We start from the raw sequence: 14,708 nt of genomic DNA, 5'->3' as shown, positions 1-14,708 counted from the left end.
TTCAGCCTCCTGAGGAAACCGCTCCGAGCAGGGCGTCCTCCGCGACGACGGCGGCGGCCGCGGCCGGCTCGCTGGTCAGCGGGGCGGTGTCGGGCAGGGGTGGTTCGCTGGTGAGCGGCGCGGCGTCGGCCAGCGGCGGCTCACTGGTGAGGGGCGGCTCGGAGAGTCCGTAGGCGCAGGAGCCTTCGAGGCCGGAGTCGGGGTGGGACACCAGGGAGTAGTCGACGGTGTCGGGGTCGAAGGGGTCGTCGGGTCGGCCGGCGAGGGTGGTGGGGCTCGGAATCGCCGGGAGGTCGTGCAGTTCCGGACGTTTGGAAAGGGCGGACAGAAGCAGGTGTGCCGATGCGGCCACGTGGGCCTCCTTGGTCGCGGGTGCGAAGCACGGTCACGGCAGCCCTACCCAACTTGTCCGAACGCAGACGTACGCGTTCGGCCAACGTGTTCCGGGTCACATTGTGCGTCGTGGGCGGGACATCGCGAGGGGGCGCGCCCGGGGCACGCACAATGGAGGGGCCACCGGGGACGCCGAAGGCCCGGATCGGCCGTTGACACCGCTCCCGGGGGGTGATGGGCTTCCTTGCCGTCCGGTCATCGCGGGAACACCGCTTCCGGGCGTGTGCCCCGTCCCCAGCGCGCCACACCTCGCGCGTCATACTCCTTCTGGCCCACCCGTCCCCGCCGCCCGTTGGGAGAGGACCCGTGCAGCTCCGCCGCAGCAGGACCGCCGCCGCTCTGGCGGTGGCGGTGATCGCCGGAGCGCTGGGGGGCGCGCCGAACGCCCTGGCCGCTCCGCCCGCCCCGGACCCGGCCACCGCGGCCGAGGAGTCCCCGGACGACGCCAAGGGCGAGGCCGCCGGGCTGCCGCCGGTGTGGCCGCGGCCGCAGTCGATGCGGGCCGCCGACGGCAAGGTGGCGCTGGGGACGCGAGTGGTGCTGGTGGCGCCGCCGGGTACTGATCCGTACGCGCTGGAGGCGTTGCGGGAGGTGCTGCGCGCGGCCGGTGTCCGCGAGGTCACCGAGGCCGGCTCCGAGGGCGAGGTGCCCGCCGGGAGCACCCCCGTCGTGCGGGTGGGCGGTGACTCCTCCGGCGAACCGGTCGCCGGAGGCGCGGGGCTGGAGAAGGCGCTGCGCGCGCTCGGGGCGAACGCCCGCGACGACCTGCCCGCCGGCGGCTACCGGCTGGCGGCCGGCCAGACCGGCGGGCGGCCGACGGTGGCGATGGCCGGGGCGGGCGAGGACGGCCTGTTCCACGCGGTGCAGACACTGCGTCAGCTCGTGCGCGACAAGGTGGTGCCCGGTGTCGTGGTCCGCGACTGGCCCGGCACCCCGGTGCGCGGCCTCTCCGAGGGCTTCTACGGCACTCCCTGGACGACCGCGCAGCGGTTGAGCCAACTGGACTTCCTGGGTCGCACCAAGCAGAACCACTACCTCTACGCGCCCGGCGACGACCTGTACCGCCAGGCCCGCTGGCGGGAGCCGTACCCCGCCGAGCAGCGGGCGGCGTTCCGCGCGCTGGCGGAGCGGGCCCGCGCCAACCACGTGACGCTCGCCTGGGCGGTGGCGCCGGGGCAGGCGATGTGCCTCTCGTCCGGGGACGACGTGCGGGCGCTCAAGCGGAAGGTCGACGCGATGTGGGCGCTGGGGGCGCGCGCCTTCCAGCTCCAGTTCCAGGACGTCTCGTACAGCGAGTGGCACTGCGACGAGGACGAGGCGGAGTTCGGCTCGGGCCCGGCCGCCGCGGCGCGCGCCCAGGCGCGGGTGGCCAACGCGGTCGCCGCGCACCTGGCGGAGCGTCATCCGGGATCCCGGCCGCTCTCGCTGATGCCGACGGAGTACTACCAGAAGGGCGCGACCGAGTACCGGCGCGAACTCGCCGCCGAGCTGGACGCCGACGTGCAGGTGGCGTGGACCGGTGTCGGGGTGGTACCGCGCACCATCACCGGGCGGGAGCTGGCGGGCACCCGCGAGGTGCTCGGACACCCGCTGGTCACCCTGGACAACTACCCGGTCAACGACTACGCCCAGGACCGGATCTTCCTCGGCCCCTACACGGGCCGCGAACCGGCGGTCGCCACCGGTTCGGCGGCGCTGATCGCCACCGCGATGGAGCAGCCGGCCGCCTCCCGCATCCCGCTGTTCACCTCGGCGGACTACGCGTGGAACCCGAAGGACTACCGGCCCCAGGAGTCCTGGCGGGCCGCCATCGACACGCTGGCCGGTGAGGACCCGAAGACCCGGGAGGCGGTCCGGGCACTGGCCCGCAACACCGCCTCCTCGGTGCTGGGCGCCGACGAGTCGGCGTACCTGCGGCCGCTCCTCGCGAGGTTCTGGGCGACCCGGGCGGACGCGGCCCGGTCGGCGGGGCGGCCGGGCACCGCGGGCGGGGACGACGCCGCGCGCGCCGCCAAGGAGCTGCGGGCCGCCTTCTCGGTGATGCGGGCGACCCCCGAGCGGCTGGCCGACAGCGCCCCGGCGGGGCTCGGCGAGGAGGTGCGGCCCTGGTCGGAGCAGTTGGCGCGGTACGGGCAGGCCGGTGAGCTGGCGGTCGATCTGCTGGCGGCCCAGGCGCGCGGCGACGGCGCCGCCGCCTGGCACGCCGAGCGGGCACTGCGTGCGGTGCGCGCGGAGACCTCGCGGAAGAAGGTGACGGTCGGCGACGGTGTCCTCGACCCGTTCCTCGACCAGGTGGTGAAGACGGCCGACAGCTGGCACGGCACGGTCGGCGGCGACGGCGAGAAGGTCGCCGACACCGGCTCCGCGTACACCGTGGTCCTCCCCCGGGTGCGGCCGCTGGCCGGGGTGACGGTGCGGACCGACCCGGGCGTCTCCGGGACGGTCGAGGCGCGGGTGCCCGGCAAGGGCTGGCAGCCGGTGACGCGGCTGGAGCCCGACGGCTGGACGGACGTGGAGAGTTCGGGGCTGCGCGCCGACGCGCTGCGGGTCTCGGGGCCGGAGGCGGAGCGCGTCGACCGGCTCGTGCCCTGGTACGAGGACGGCGCCGAGGCGGCGCTGCGCCTCGGCCGGGGCGAGGCCGACGCCGAGATCGACGGCGAGGCCAGCGTGATCACGGCCCGGCTGACGGCGCACCGCCCGGGCACCGTGCGCGGTGCGCTGCGGGCGCGGACGCCGAAGGGCATCGAGGTCTCGGCGCCCGAGGAGTCGGTGCTGCCGCGCGGCACCGAGGTGCGCATCCCGGTCTCGGTGCGCGTCGCCGAGGGCGTGCGGCCGGGCAGCTACGAGGTGCCGGTGGAGTTCGGCGGCCGCTCGGCGACGCTGACGGTACGGGCGTTCCCGCCCACCACCGGGCCCGACCTGGTCCGCTCCGGCAGGGCCTCCTCGTCGGCCGACGAGACGGAGGACTTCCCGGCGCGGGCGGCGGCCGACGGCGACCCGGAGAGCCGCTGGTCCTCCCCGGCCGAGGACAACGCCTGGTGGCAGACGGAACTGCCCGAACCGGCCCGCGTCGGCCGGGTGGAGCTGCACTGGCAGGACGCGTACGCCGCCGCCTACCGGGTGCAGGTCTCGAAGGACGGCCGGATCTGGCGGACGGCGGCGACGGTCAAGGACGGCAAGGGCGGCCGCGAACGGGTCGGGCTGGACGCGAAGGACGTGCGCTACCTGCGTGTCCAGGGCGACAAGCGGGCCACCGAGTACGGCTACTCCCTCTTCTCCGTGGAGGCGTACGCGGTCGCGGAGAAGGAGAAGCCGCGGGAGAAGGAGAAGGAGAGGGAAAGGGAGCGGCCCGGCCGCGACTGAGGTGCGCGTCCGGGCCGTCGAAGGCGTCCGGCGCCCTCACTCCCACTCGACGGTGAGCCTCGCCTCCGCCCCGGTGCGCAGGAAGAGGTACGCCGCGGCGGCGGGCGGGTCGGCCAGGCGCAGCCTCAACTGGGTCGGCCCGCCGCGGTTGATCCCGGTGAACGCGGTCGAGTCGGCGCTGCCCGAGGTGAAGCGGACCAGTTCGGCGGCGCCGTCCGCGGTGGCGGGCGCGGCCCAGTCCTCGGCGGCGGTGGCGCAGCTCGCGCCGAAGCAGCCGGTGCGCACGTCGACCAGCAGCCGGTTGCCGCCGGCCCACGGGTCGCCGCCGCCACTGGCGCGGGTCACGGTGACGTGGGCGCGGGTGACGGTGGCGTCGTCGGGTACGACGGAGGTGTCGAAGGAGAGCAGCGTCCGGTTGTGCCGCCCGTCGGCGCCGCGCCCGACGGCGGCTCCCATGGTCGCCTCCAGGGCGCCGACGGCCGCTCCCGCCCCGTCGGCGGACGCCTTCACGTACCCGTCGTCGGCGGCGGTGCCGGGGATGACGGCCCGCTGGGCGGGGGCACCCGGCCCGGTGCCGCCGCCGTCCTCGGCCAGGCCCCAGAAGCGGCCGATGTGGTAGGCCGCGCAGATGTCCGCGTCGAGGATGTACGCCCCGGCCGTGCCACACTGCTCCGCCCCGGTCCCCGGGTCGACGGGTTGCCCGTGGCCCGTCCCGGTGATCGTGTACGTCTCGACGACGGCCCGGCCGCCGCTGTCCCGGTAGACGGCGTGCGGGTAGCCGTTCACGGTGTCGGTGGCGTCCGGGGTGGTGTCGGTGCCGTGCACGGCTGTCCACTGCTCGACGGTCTCGGTGAGGTTGGCGGGGACCACGGTGGTGTCCGTGGTCCCCTGCCAGACGGAGACCGCGGGCCAGGGCCCGGCGTACCCCGGGTGGGCGTCGCGCACCTTGGCGGCCCAGGCGGCGGGGGTGAGGTCGGTGCCCGGGTTCATGCAGGAGTAGGCGGCGACGACGCTGGTGGCGCAGGCGTAGGGCAGTCCGGCGACGGGCGCGCCGGCAGCGAAGACGTCCGGGTAGGCGGCGAGCACGACGTTGGTCATGGCGGCCCCGGCGGAGAGCCCGGTGGCGTGCACCCGGGCGGGGTCGCTGCCCACGTCGGCCTTCATCCGGTCGGTCATCTGCTTGATCGACAGCGCCTCACCGGCATCGCGCCGGATGTCCCCGGCCTCGAACCAGTTGAAGCAGTTGTTCAGGTTGTTGGCCGACTGCTGCTGCGGCAGCAGCAGGGCGAAGCCCCACTGGTCGGCCCACGTCGTCCACCCGGTCTCGTCGTCGAACCCGCCCGCCGACTGCGTGCACCCGTGCATGGCGACCACCAGCGGCCGCCCGGCGGGCAGCCCGTCCGGCACGTACCGGAACATCCGCAGGTTCCCCGGGTTGCTCCCGAACCCGGTCACCTCGGTGAGCGAAGCGGCCTGGGCGGGCGCGGTGAGCGAGGCGGGGCCGGTCACCGCGAGAAGCGTGACCAGCAGCACCCCGACCGCGGCTCCGGCGAACGACCGCCGAAGACGGCCGGGGGTGCGCCGGAGGAGCTCCCGGCGGTGGCGTACGCGGGCGGACGGCAGCGGCATCGCGACTCCCTCGTCTCTTCCCCGCCTCCCGGCTCCCGGCGGGGTACTCGCCAGGGACGGTAGGGCCGCCGCGGCGCCGGGGGGACGGGGCGGCGCCCCATGCGAGAGCCGCGGGTATGGGGCGCGGCCCCATTTACGGCACCGCGGAGTCGCCTGCCGGCCGCCGCCTCGCCGCCTCCTCCCCCACTGCTTCCGGGGCCCCGGAGGAGGACGGCCTGTCCCACGTCCTCACCGCGTTCGACGGCCCCCGGGGCGACTTCTGCCGCCCGGCGCTCGCCGGGACACCGGAGGACGTCACCGCCGGCCGCTACGAGAACCTCTCGTACCACCTGGAAGCCGGGCCGCCTCCCGGCACGCCGCGCGTTCCGGATCCCGGGGGCGGGCGGCCCGCGGCACCCGTCGTCGCCGTCCGGCGCGCCCGGTCACGGCAGAGCCGACCCGGAGGGGACGGCCCGGGCCCCGGCCCTGACGGGGCGGGCCGCCAGGGCGGCCTCGCCGCCGGCCGCGTCGATGCGCGCCAGCGCGTCGTCCCCGCCGAACGGCTGGAGGTAGGGCAGCCAGCGGGGGTCCCGGTGCCCGGTACCGATGATCCGCCAGGCCAGCCCGGTCGGCGGCGCGGGCTTGTCGCGCAGGCGCCAGCCCAGCTCCATCAGGTGGCGGTCGGCCTTGACGTGGTTGCACCGGCGGCAGGAGGCCACGACGTTGTCCCACACGTGCCGGCCCCCGCGGCTGCGCGGGATGACGTGGTCGACGCTGGTGGCGACGCCTCCGCAGTACACGCACCGTCCTCCGTCCCGGGCGAACAGCGCCCGTCGCGTCAGCGGCACAGGGCCCCGGTACGGAACCCTCACGAAGCGTTTGAGCCGCACGACGCTCGGTGCGGGAACGGTTCGGCTCTCGCTGTGCAGGAAGGCGCCGGATTCCTCCAGGCAGACCGCTTTGCTCTCCAGCACGAGCACGAGTGCGCGGCGGAGCGGTACGACGCCGAGTGGCTCGTAGGACGCGTTGAGGACGAGAACGTGCGGCACGTGTGCCTCCTTGTACGCCGGCGGCGCGTGGCTCGCGCCGGGACGATCTGTCTCAGTTTCCCCTCACGCCAGGCCGGAGCGCCACCATGTCCGGGTAACGGGGTGAGGGGGTTTTTCCGCCGCCGGGACCTTCCTGGGGCCCGGTGGGCGGCTGTGACCTGGGGTGCGAGCGGCTCGGCGGACGTTCGGGGCGGCTCGGTGTGCGGTCGGCCACATCGGTGGCCAGGCGCGCGGGCAGCGACGCAGGCCGGGGGTGGTGCGCCTGCGCCGGGGGCCCGGCGCGAGGGTGGGGGGCCGTTAATGTGGAGAGGCCGTCCACACCGTCTTCACCCCTGTCGCACCGCGCGGCGGGGCCGCGTACTCCGGTGGGCGGCTCGTCACCGCCCGGAGGTAGCCCCGTGTTCCCATCCGCACCGGCCGCAGGCCGGGAGGACACCGTCACGCTCGAAGAGGCCCAGGAGCGGGCCACCGACGCGGCGGGCTGGGTGTCGGAGAACTGGTCGACGTGGCTGGAGACCGGCCTGCGCATCCTGCTGATCATCGTCGTCGCTGCGGCGCTGCGCATGATCATCCGCAAGACGATCACCAACCTCATAGACCGGATGAACCGCACCGCCTCCGCGGTGGACGGTACGGCCCTCGGCGGGCTGCTGGTCAACGCGGAGCGGCGGCGCCAGCGGTCGCAGGCGATCGGCTCGGTGCTGCGCTCGGTCGCCTCGTTCCTCATCGTGGGCACGGCCGCGCTGATGATCCTCGACACCTTCAGGATCAACCTGGCGCCGCTGCTGGCCTCGGCCGGTGTCGCCGGTGTCGCCATCGGCTTCGGGGCCCGCAACCTCGTCACGGATTTCCTCTCCGGCGTCTTCATGATCCTTGAGGACCAGTACGGCGTGGGCGACACCGTCGACGCGGGCGTCGCCACCGGTGAGGTGATCGAGGTGGGCCTGCGCGTCACCAAGCTGCGCGGCCCCAACGGCGCCATCTGGTACGTCCGCAACGGCGAGGTCAAGCGGATCGGCAACCTCAGCCAGGGCTGGTCCACCGCGGCCGTCGAGGTCACCGTCCGGGCCGACGAGGACCTCGACCAGGTCCGCGACACGCTCACCGAGGTGGGGGCGCGGATCGCCAAGGACGAGCCGTGGAATGAGCGGCTGTGGGGCCCGGTGGAGGTGCTGGGCCTGGACTCGGTGCTCCTGGACTCCATGGTGGTGGGCGTCTCCGCCAAGACGATGCCCGGTCAGGACCTGGCCGTCGCGCGGGAGCTGCGCTGGCGCATCAAGAAGGCGTTCGACGCGGCGGGCATCTCCATCGTGGGCGGCCCGGACGCCGCCGAGGAGGAGGCCGCGGCCGACCCGTCGGCGGCGGTCGCCGCCCCCTCGGCGTACGCCTCCGCGACCTCGCCCCAGTCGCTGGCCGCCTCCCCCATCCCGCCGCCGGCGGCGGGGCCGAAGCTCGGCAAGTAGCCCGGCGCCCGCTCCGGGCGGGACCGCTCCGCGTCCGCCGCCCCGCTCCCGGTCCTCCCGTGGGGCGGGGCGGCGGCGTGTGCGCCGAGGGTTGCCGGGCGGGGCGCGGATCGGTAGGTTCGCCCACTGGCAGGAAGGTTTCCTGTCAGTCGCGCGGAGTCCTCGGACCGGGCCCGGCGACCGGTGCGGAGACGGGCGGGGCGGATGGTGGCGGGGACTCCCCGGGTGCTGCGGGTGATGAACGAGCGGGCCGCGCTGGACCTGTTGACCGAGCACGGCGCCCTCTCGCGGGCTCGGCTCGGCGCGCTGACCGGTCTCTCCAAACCGACCGTCTCGCAGCTCCTGACCCGGCTGGAGGCGGCCGGACTGGTCACCGCGGCGGGCACCAGCGAGGGCCGGCCGGGCCCCGGCGCGCGGCTGTACGCGCTGCGCGGCGAGGTGGCGCACGTGGCCGCGCTCGACGTCCGCCCCGGCGGCGTCCGGGCGGCGGTCGCCGACGTCACCGGGGCGGTCCTCGCCACCCGCACCCTGGCGACCCCCGCCCGGCCGGGGCCCGGCGGGGTCGCGGCGCAGCTCACCGCCGCGCTGGACGGCGCCGCCCGCGCCGCCGGGGTGGAGCGGACGGCGCTGCGCCGGGTGGTGGTCGGTACGCCCGGCGCCTTCGACCCGCGCACCGGACGCCTGCGGTACGCGGGCCACCTGGCGGGCTGGCACTCCCCCGGCCTGCTGGCCGAGGTGGCGGCCGCCCTGCACCCCGTACCGGTGGAGTACGAGAACGACGTCAACCTCGCCGCCGTCGCCGAGCGGCGCCTCGGCGCGGCTCGCGGCCACGAGGACTTCGTCCTGCTCTGGAACGGCACCGGTCTGGGCGCCGCCCTGGTCATCGGCGGCCGCCTGCACCGGGGCTGGACCGGCGGCGCGGGCGAGATCGGCTTCCTGCCGGTCGCGGGGGCGCCGCTGGCGCGGGGCGTGGCCCGGTCCGGCAGCGGCGGTTTCCAGGAACTGGCCGGGGCCCAGGCGCTGCCCGGGCTGGCGCGGGAGCTGGGGGTGCCGGTCCCGGAGCCGGGGGCGGCGGGTGGGGTCCGGGGCGCCGGGGCCGCCCCGGACGGCGAGGCGGTCGCGGCGGCGCTGCTGCGGGCGGCGGCCGAGGCGTACGCACGGCCCGGTGACGAGCCGGCCGCGACGGCGCCGGGCGGCCCGGACGCGGGGGTCTTCTCGCTGCACGCCGGGCCGACGGCGCTGCTGCGGGCGTACGCCGTACGGCTGGCGACGGGCATCGCCTCGCTCGTCGCCGTGCTGGACCCCGCGGTGATCGTGCTGACCGGCCGGGTGCTGACCGCCGGCGGCGAGCCGTTGCTGCGGCTGACCGAGGAGGAACTGGCCGAGCTGGCTCCCTCCCGTCCCCGCCTGCTGGCCGGCGAGGTCACCGGCGACCCGGTGGTGCGGGGCGGCCTGGAGGTCGCGCTCGCCGCCGTCCGCGACGAGGTCTTCGACACCTCCGCCCGGTGAGGGGACCGGCACGCCCACGGCACGCACCGGCGCAGGACGTACCGACACATCGACGCATCGACCCGAGGAGCGATCCATGAAGCTGACCGTCGTAGGGGGCGGGTCCACCTACACCCCCGAACTGATCGACGGGTTCGCCCGGCTGCGGGACACCCTGCCGCTGACCGAGCTGGTCCTCGTCGACCCCGACGCGGGACGGCTGGAGCTGGTCGGCGGGCTGGCCCGGCGGATCTTCGCCCGGCAGGGCCATCCCGGCACCGTCACCACCACCGCCGACCTGGACGCGGGGGTCGAGGGCGCCGACGCCGTCCTGCTCCAGCTCCGGGTGGGCGGCCAGGCGGCCCGGCAGCGCGACGAGAGCTGGCCGCTGGAGTGCGGCTGCGTCGGCCAGGAGACCACGGGCGCGGGCGGCCTCGCCAAGGCGCTGCGGACCGTTCCCGTCGTCCTGGACATGGCCGAGCGGGTCCGGCGCACCAACCCCGACGCCTGGATCATCGACTTCACCAACCCGGTCGGCATCGTCACCCGCGCCCTGCTCCGGGCCGGCCACAAGGCGGTCGGGCTCTGCAACGTCGCCATCGGCTTCCAGCGGAAGTTCGCCCGCCTCCTCGACGTGGCACCCGCCGACGTCCACCTCGGCCACGTCGGCCTCAACCACCTCTCCTGGGAGACCTCGGTCCGGATCGGCGGCCCCGACGGCGAGGACGTGCTGCCGCGCCTGCTCACCGGCCACGGCGACACCATCGCCGCCGACCTGCGCCTGCCCCGCCCTCTCCTGGACCGCCTCGGCGTCGTCCCCTCGTACTACCTGCGGTACTTCTACGCCCATGACGAGGTCGTCGGCGAACTGCGCGCCGGCCCCTCCCGCGCCGAGAAGGTCGCGGCCATGGAACGCGAACTGCTGGAGCTGTACGCCGACCCGACGCTCGACCAGAAGCCCGAGCTGCTGGCCAGGCGCGGCGGCGCCTTCTACTCGGAGGCCGCCGTCGACCTCGCGGCCGCCCTCCTCGGCCGCGGCGGCAGCCCGTTCCAGGTGGTCAACGTCCGCAACGACGGCACGCTCCCCTTCCTCCCCGACGACGCGGTGATCGAGGTCCAGGCCGAGGTCGGTCCCGAGGGAGCCCGCCCGCTGGCCGTCCCCCCGCTCGACCCGCTGCACACCGGGCTGGTCTCGCACGTCACCGCCTACGAGGACCTGGCCCTGCGCGCGGCTCTGGAAGGCGGCCGGGACCGCGTCTTCGCCGCGCTGCTGGCCCACCCCCTGATCGGCCAGTACGACCGGGCCGAGACCCTCACCGACCTCCTGCTCTCGCACAACCAGGAGCATCTGCCGTGGGCGTGAGCGGAGCGGTGCTCGCCATCGACGCGGGCAACAGCAAGACCGACGTGGCCGTGGTGACGGCCGACGGCGAGGTCGCGGGCACCGCCCGCGGCGGCGGGTTCCGGCCGCCCGCGACCGGCGTCGAACGGGCCCTGGACACGCTCGCCGAGGCGGTCGGACGGGCCCAGGAGGCGGCCGGGCACGTGCCCGTCGCCCACGTGTCGGCGTGCCTGGCCAACGCCGACCTCCCGGTCGAGGAGGAGCGGCTGGCCGCCGCGACGGCCGCACGCGGCTGGGGCCAGGCGGTCGAGGTGCGCAACGACACCTTCGCGGTGCTCCGCGCGGGCCTTCTGGAGGACGCCGACCCGCGCGGAGTCGCCGTGGTCTGCGGCGCGGGCATCAACTGCGCCGGCATGGTCCCCGACGGCCGCACCGCCCGCTTCCCCGCCCTCGGCCGCGTCTCCGGCGACTGGGGCGGCGGAGGCGGCCTCGCCGAGGAGGCCCTGTGGCACGCGGCCCGCGCGGAGGACGGCCGAGGCGAACCCACCACCCTGGCGCGGGCCCTCCCCGCCCACTTCGGCCTCGACACGATGTACGCCCTGATCGAAGCCCTCCACCTGGGCCACGTCCCGCCGGCCCGCCGCCACGAACTGACCCCGGTCCTCTTCACGGTGGCCGAGGCGGGCGACCCGGTCGCGGCGGGCCTGATCACCCGCCTCGCCGAAGAGGTGGCCACCATGGCGGCCGTCGCCCTGGACCGGCTGGATCTGGTGGACACCCCGGCCCCCGTCCTGCTGGGCGGGAGCATCCTGGCCGCCCGCAGGCCGGGGCTGGACGCGGGGGTGCGGGAGGCGTTGGCCCGACGGGCGCCCCTGGCCGAGCCGCGCGTGGTGACGGCGGCGCCCGTACTGGGGGCGGCGCTGCTGGGGATGGACGCGGTGGGGGCCGGGGCGGAGGCTTACGCGAGGGTGCGGGCGTGGTTCGGCTGAGGCCCCGGACGCCCGCCCGGGTCCGGACCGTGAGCTGACTCCTTGCGCGCCGGTGCGGGCGTGTGTCTTCCGCCCGTGCCGGCGGAGGCCCTCGGGCGGAGCGCGGGGCCGGTCCGCACACCGTGGTGCCGGCCCGCGCCGCACGCCGAGCGGCCCGGCCGTCAATCTCGTACGGAACGGCCGCTCCCCGGATTTCCCGGTGCCCTGTGCCGGCCCGTGCGGGGGAACCGATCCCGCGTCAACGGCGTATTGCAGAAGGGGATCGCGTCGCGGGCCGTGGGTCGTGCCGCCGGGCCCGGCAGGGGTGAGGCACCTGCCGGATCGGGTGAACGCCGGTGTCGTCCGTGGGCGGTGCGGCCATACTGGCCGCCGAGCACTACGTTCCCCGGGACCGGGGAAGGGTGTTGACCGACAGGGCCGAGGGGGAGGTCGCGTGAGCAGTCAGCCGACGGGCGGGGCGCCGCCGGGTTCCGTCGCGGCGGCGCCCGTCGTGCCCGGGCCGCGTTCGGGCGCCGGCGGTACGGTGCCCCCCGCCCCGGCGGCCGGGGCGTCGACGGAGCCCTCCGGTGAGCCGGGGCTTCCCTCGCGGTTGCGGGCGCAGGCGCGTACCGTGCCCGGTGGACTGCGAGTGGTGGCGGGGCTGTTGACGGTACTGATCGGGGCGTTCGGAGTGGCGGCCTCGTTCCAGATGGGCGACCGGTCGGACGCCGCCGAGGACGTGCTGCGCCGGTCGCAGCCGCTGAGTGCCGACGCCGCCGCGGTGTACCGGTCGCTCGCCGACGCCAACACGGCGGCCTCCAGCGGGTTCCTGGCCGGCGGGCTGGAGCCGGCGGAGGTCCGCGAGCGGTACGACCGGGGCATCGCGACGGCCTCGCGGAAGCTGGCCACGGCCGCGGCGGCGACCGACGGGGCGGCCGGGCCGGCGGCCGAGATCGCCGAACTGGGCCGGCTGCTGCCGGTGTACACCGCCCGGATCGAGGCGGCCCGGGCCAACAACCGGCAGGGCCTGCCACTCGGCGGCGCCTGGCTGCGCAACGCCAACGACCTCATGCAGGAGGAGATGCTGCCCGCCGCCGAGCGGCTCTACCAGGCGGAGAAGGAACGGCTGCGCACCGACTACGCCACCGCGCAGGGCTTCCCGTGGGTGGCGGTCGGGCTCGGCGTGCTGACGGTCGGTGCGCTGGGCGGCGTGCAGCACGCCATGTACCGGCGCACCAACCGCCGCTTCAACCTGGGGCTGCTCGGCGCGACCGCCGCCTGCGGGGCGCTGCTGCTGTGGGTGACGGCGGGGCACACCCTGGCCTCGGCGGCGCTCTCCGATTCGTACGAGGGAGGGGTGCGGTCGTTGAACGTGCTCAACGACGCGCGGATCAGCGCGCTGAAGGCGCGCGGCGGGGAGAACCTCACGCTGGTGGCGCGGGGCGCGGTGACGGTGCCGCAGGGGCAGAGGTTCGCCGGGCAGGACAGTTACGACGTGGCGTACCGGGCGGAGATGACGCGGCTGCTCGGCCCGGAGGACGCCGGGGCGGGCGACGGGCTGCTCGGGCGGGCGCGGGAGCTGGCCGACGACCCGCAGGGCCGCGATCCCGTGCGGGCCGCCGCGGACCGGGGGGCGGAGTGGCGCGAACGGCACGCCCGAGCACGCGAGTCCGACGAGGCCGGTGATTACGAGCAGGCGCTGGAGCGGGTGATCGGCGCCGAGGGCGACGAGGCGACCGGCGCCTCCTTCGACCGGCTGGACGCGGCGCTGGAGCAGGCCCTCGTCCACGAGCAGGACGAGTTCGAGCGGGCCGCGCGCGCCGGTGGCGGCGCGCTGACCGGCCTGGTCGCGGGGTCGCTGGCGCTCGCCGCGGTGGGTGCGGCGGCAGCCGGGGTCGGCATCGCCCGCAGACTGGCGGAGTACCGGTGACAGGAGGCGCGATGAACCGTGGCGACCGTGAGCGGCCGCGCCCTTCCCGGCTGCGCGGCTGGGGCGGGGTGACCGCGATGGCGGTGGCGTGCGTGCTGACGGCGGCGCTGGCGCTGCTGCCGCTCCAGCGGGTGAGCGACGCGACCCTCGGCATCCACGACGACGGCCCGCGCGGCCCGGCGGCGGCGGAACCGGCCCGCGCCGAGTCCTGTGAGCGCCCGGAGGCGTCGCGGGCCCGCCCCTCGCGGACCGGGGGACCGACGCTGAAGCGCATCAAGTCCCGTACGGACAAGCCGCGGAAGCTGATCGTGGGAATCGACCAGAACAGTTACCGGTGGGGGTACCGCGATCCGGCCACCGGTTCCCTGGAGGGGTTCGACATCGACCTGGTCCGGGCGATAGCGGCGGACCTGATGGGCGATCCCGAGGCCGTGGTGTTCCGGGCGATACCGACCAACCGGCGTGTCCAGGCGATCGACAGCGGCGAGGTGGACATGGTGGTGCGCACCATGACCATCACCTGCGACCGGATCAGGGAAGTGGCCTTCTCCACCGCCTACTTCGAGACGGGCCAGCAGTTGCTGGTGCCGAAGGGGTCCCCGATCACCGGTCACGACGCCTCGCTGAAGGGCCGCAGGGTCTGCGCGGCGGCCGGGTCGACGGCACTGGCGGAACTGGAGGCCGAGTCGCACGGCGCGGACATCTCCACCACCGTCCCCAACCAGCTCGACTGCCTGGTGCGGCTCCAGCTCGGCGAGGTCGACGCGGTCGTCACCGACAGCGCGCTGGCGGCCGGCCAGGCGGCGCAGGACCCGATGGTGGAGCTGGTGGGCGAGCCGTTCACCGAGGAGTTCTACGGCGTGGCGATGCACAAGGACGCGAAGGACCTGGTGGCCCGGGTCAACCAGGTGCTCGTCGAGTACCGCAAGGACGGCTGGGAGCGGTCGTACGGCAAGTGGCTGAAGGCCGGCCTGGGGAAGTCCCCCGGGCCGCCGCCCGCCACCTACCGGGACTGACCGGGACCGGGGCGGGACGGCGCTACGCGCGGGACGGGAAGCGGCAGGTGGCCGCCGGGCACTCGCCCGGCGGCCGCACGGTGAAAGG

The 14,708-nt window shown here is 75.9% G+C and carries 10 protein-coding genes; 7 read left to right on the top strand and 3 right to left on the bottom strand.

Going from position 1 to position 14,708, the window contains the following annotated elements:
* Position 1: 1 nt before the first annotated feature.
* Positions 2-352, bottom strand: coding sequence for a hypothetical protein (locus Sdia_RS08740; protein WP_003948082.1), 351 nt, complete (start codon positions 350-352; stop codon positions 2-4).
* A 347-nt stretch (positions 353-699) separates the two neighbouring features.
* On the opposite strand from Sdia_RS08740, the gene Sdia_RS08735 reads away from it, so the two are divergent.
* Positions 700-3,756, top strand: a complete 3,057-nt coding sequence (locus tag Sdia_RS08735; protein ID WP_100452694.1) for a glycoside hydrolase family 84 protein — start codon at positions 700-702, stop codon at positions 3,754-3,756.
* A gap of 36 nt (positions 3,757-3,792) precedes the next feature.
* On the opposite strand, the gene Sdia_RS08730 is transcribed toward Sdia_RS08735, so the two are convergent.
* Together Sdia_RS08730 and Sdia_RS08725 are read right to left on the bottom strand one after the other, a co-directional pair.
* Positions 3,793-5,385 carry an extracellular catalytic domain type 1 short-chain-length polyhydroxyalkanoate depolymerase gene (locus Sdia_RS08730; protein WP_229831546.1) on the bottom strand — a complete coding sequence of 531 codons (1,593 nt, stop codon included), beginning with the start codon at positions 5,383-5,385 and terminating at the stop codon, positions 3,793-3,795.
* A gap of 422 nt (positions 5,386-5,807) precedes the next feature.
* Positions 5,808-6,413: an HNH endonuclease gene (locus tag Sdia_RS08725; RefSeq protein WP_115069889.1), complete on the bottom strand. Its 606-nt coding sequence runs from the start codon at positions 6,411-6,413 to the stop codon at positions 5,808-5,810.
* A gap of 398 nt (positions 6,414-6,811) precedes the next feature.
* Between Sdia_RS08725 and Sdia_RS08720 the strand changes: the two genes are divergently transcribed.
* The 6 genes from Sdia_RS08720 (at position 6,812) to Sdia_RS08695 (ending at position 14,620) form a co-directional block, all read left to right on the top strand.
* The gene (locus Sdia_RS08720; RefSeq protein ID WP_100452692.1) at positions 6,812-7,876 is read left to right on the top strand and encodes a mechanosensitive ion channel family protein; all 1,065 of its coding nucleotides are present in this window, start codon (positions 6,812-6,814) and stop codon (positions 7,874-7,876) included.
* A 204-nt stretch (positions 7,877-8,080) separates the two neighbouring features.
* Positions 8,081-9,385 (top strand): ROK family transcriptional regulator, encoded by a 1,305-nt coding sequence (locus tag Sdia_RS08715; RefSeq protein WP_189500413.1) that lies wholly within the window; start codon positions 8,081-8,083, stop codon positions 9,383-9,385.
* A gap of 76 nt (positions 9,386-9,461) precedes the next feature.
* On the top strand, positions 9,462-10,727 hold the full coding sequence (locus tag Sdia_RS08710) for a 6-phospho-beta-glucosidase (RefSeq protein ID WP_124287170.1): 1,266 nt from the start codon (positions 9,462-9,464) through the stop codon (positions 10,725-10,727).
* Positions 10,718-11,695: an N-acetylglucosamine kinase gene (locus Sdia_RS08705; RefSeq protein WP_100452690.1), complete on the top strand. Its 978-nt coding sequence runs from the start codon at positions 10,718-10,720 to the stop codon at positions 11,693-11,695. Before Sdia_RS08710 ends, Sdia_RS08705 begins: the two co-directional genes overlap by 10 nt.
* 643 nt (positions 11,696-12,338) lie before the next feature.
* Positions 12,339-13,604, top strand: a complete 1,266-nt coding sequence (locus tag Sdia_RS08700; RefSeq protein WP_229831548.1) for a GlnX family signal transduction membrane protein — start codon at positions 12,339-12,341, stop codon at positions 13,602-13,604.
* 11 nt (positions 13,605-13,615) lie between these two features.
* Complete coding sequence (locus tag Sdia_RS08695) at positions 13,616-14,620, top strand: glutamate ABC transporter substrate-binding protein (RefSeq protein ID WP_100452689.1); 1,005 nt, start codon at positions 13,616-13,618, stop codon at positions 14,618-14,620.
* Positions 14,621-14,708 lie beyond the last annotated feature (88 nt).

The organism is Streptomyces diastaticus subsp. diastaticus, assembly GCF_011170125.1.
In the GTDB taxonomy this organism is placed as follows: Bacteria; Actinomycetota; Actinomycetes; order Streptomycetales; family Streptomycetaceae; genus Streptomyces; species Streptomyces diastaticus.
This window is presented reverse-complemented; position numbering and strand designations above follow the sequence as displayed.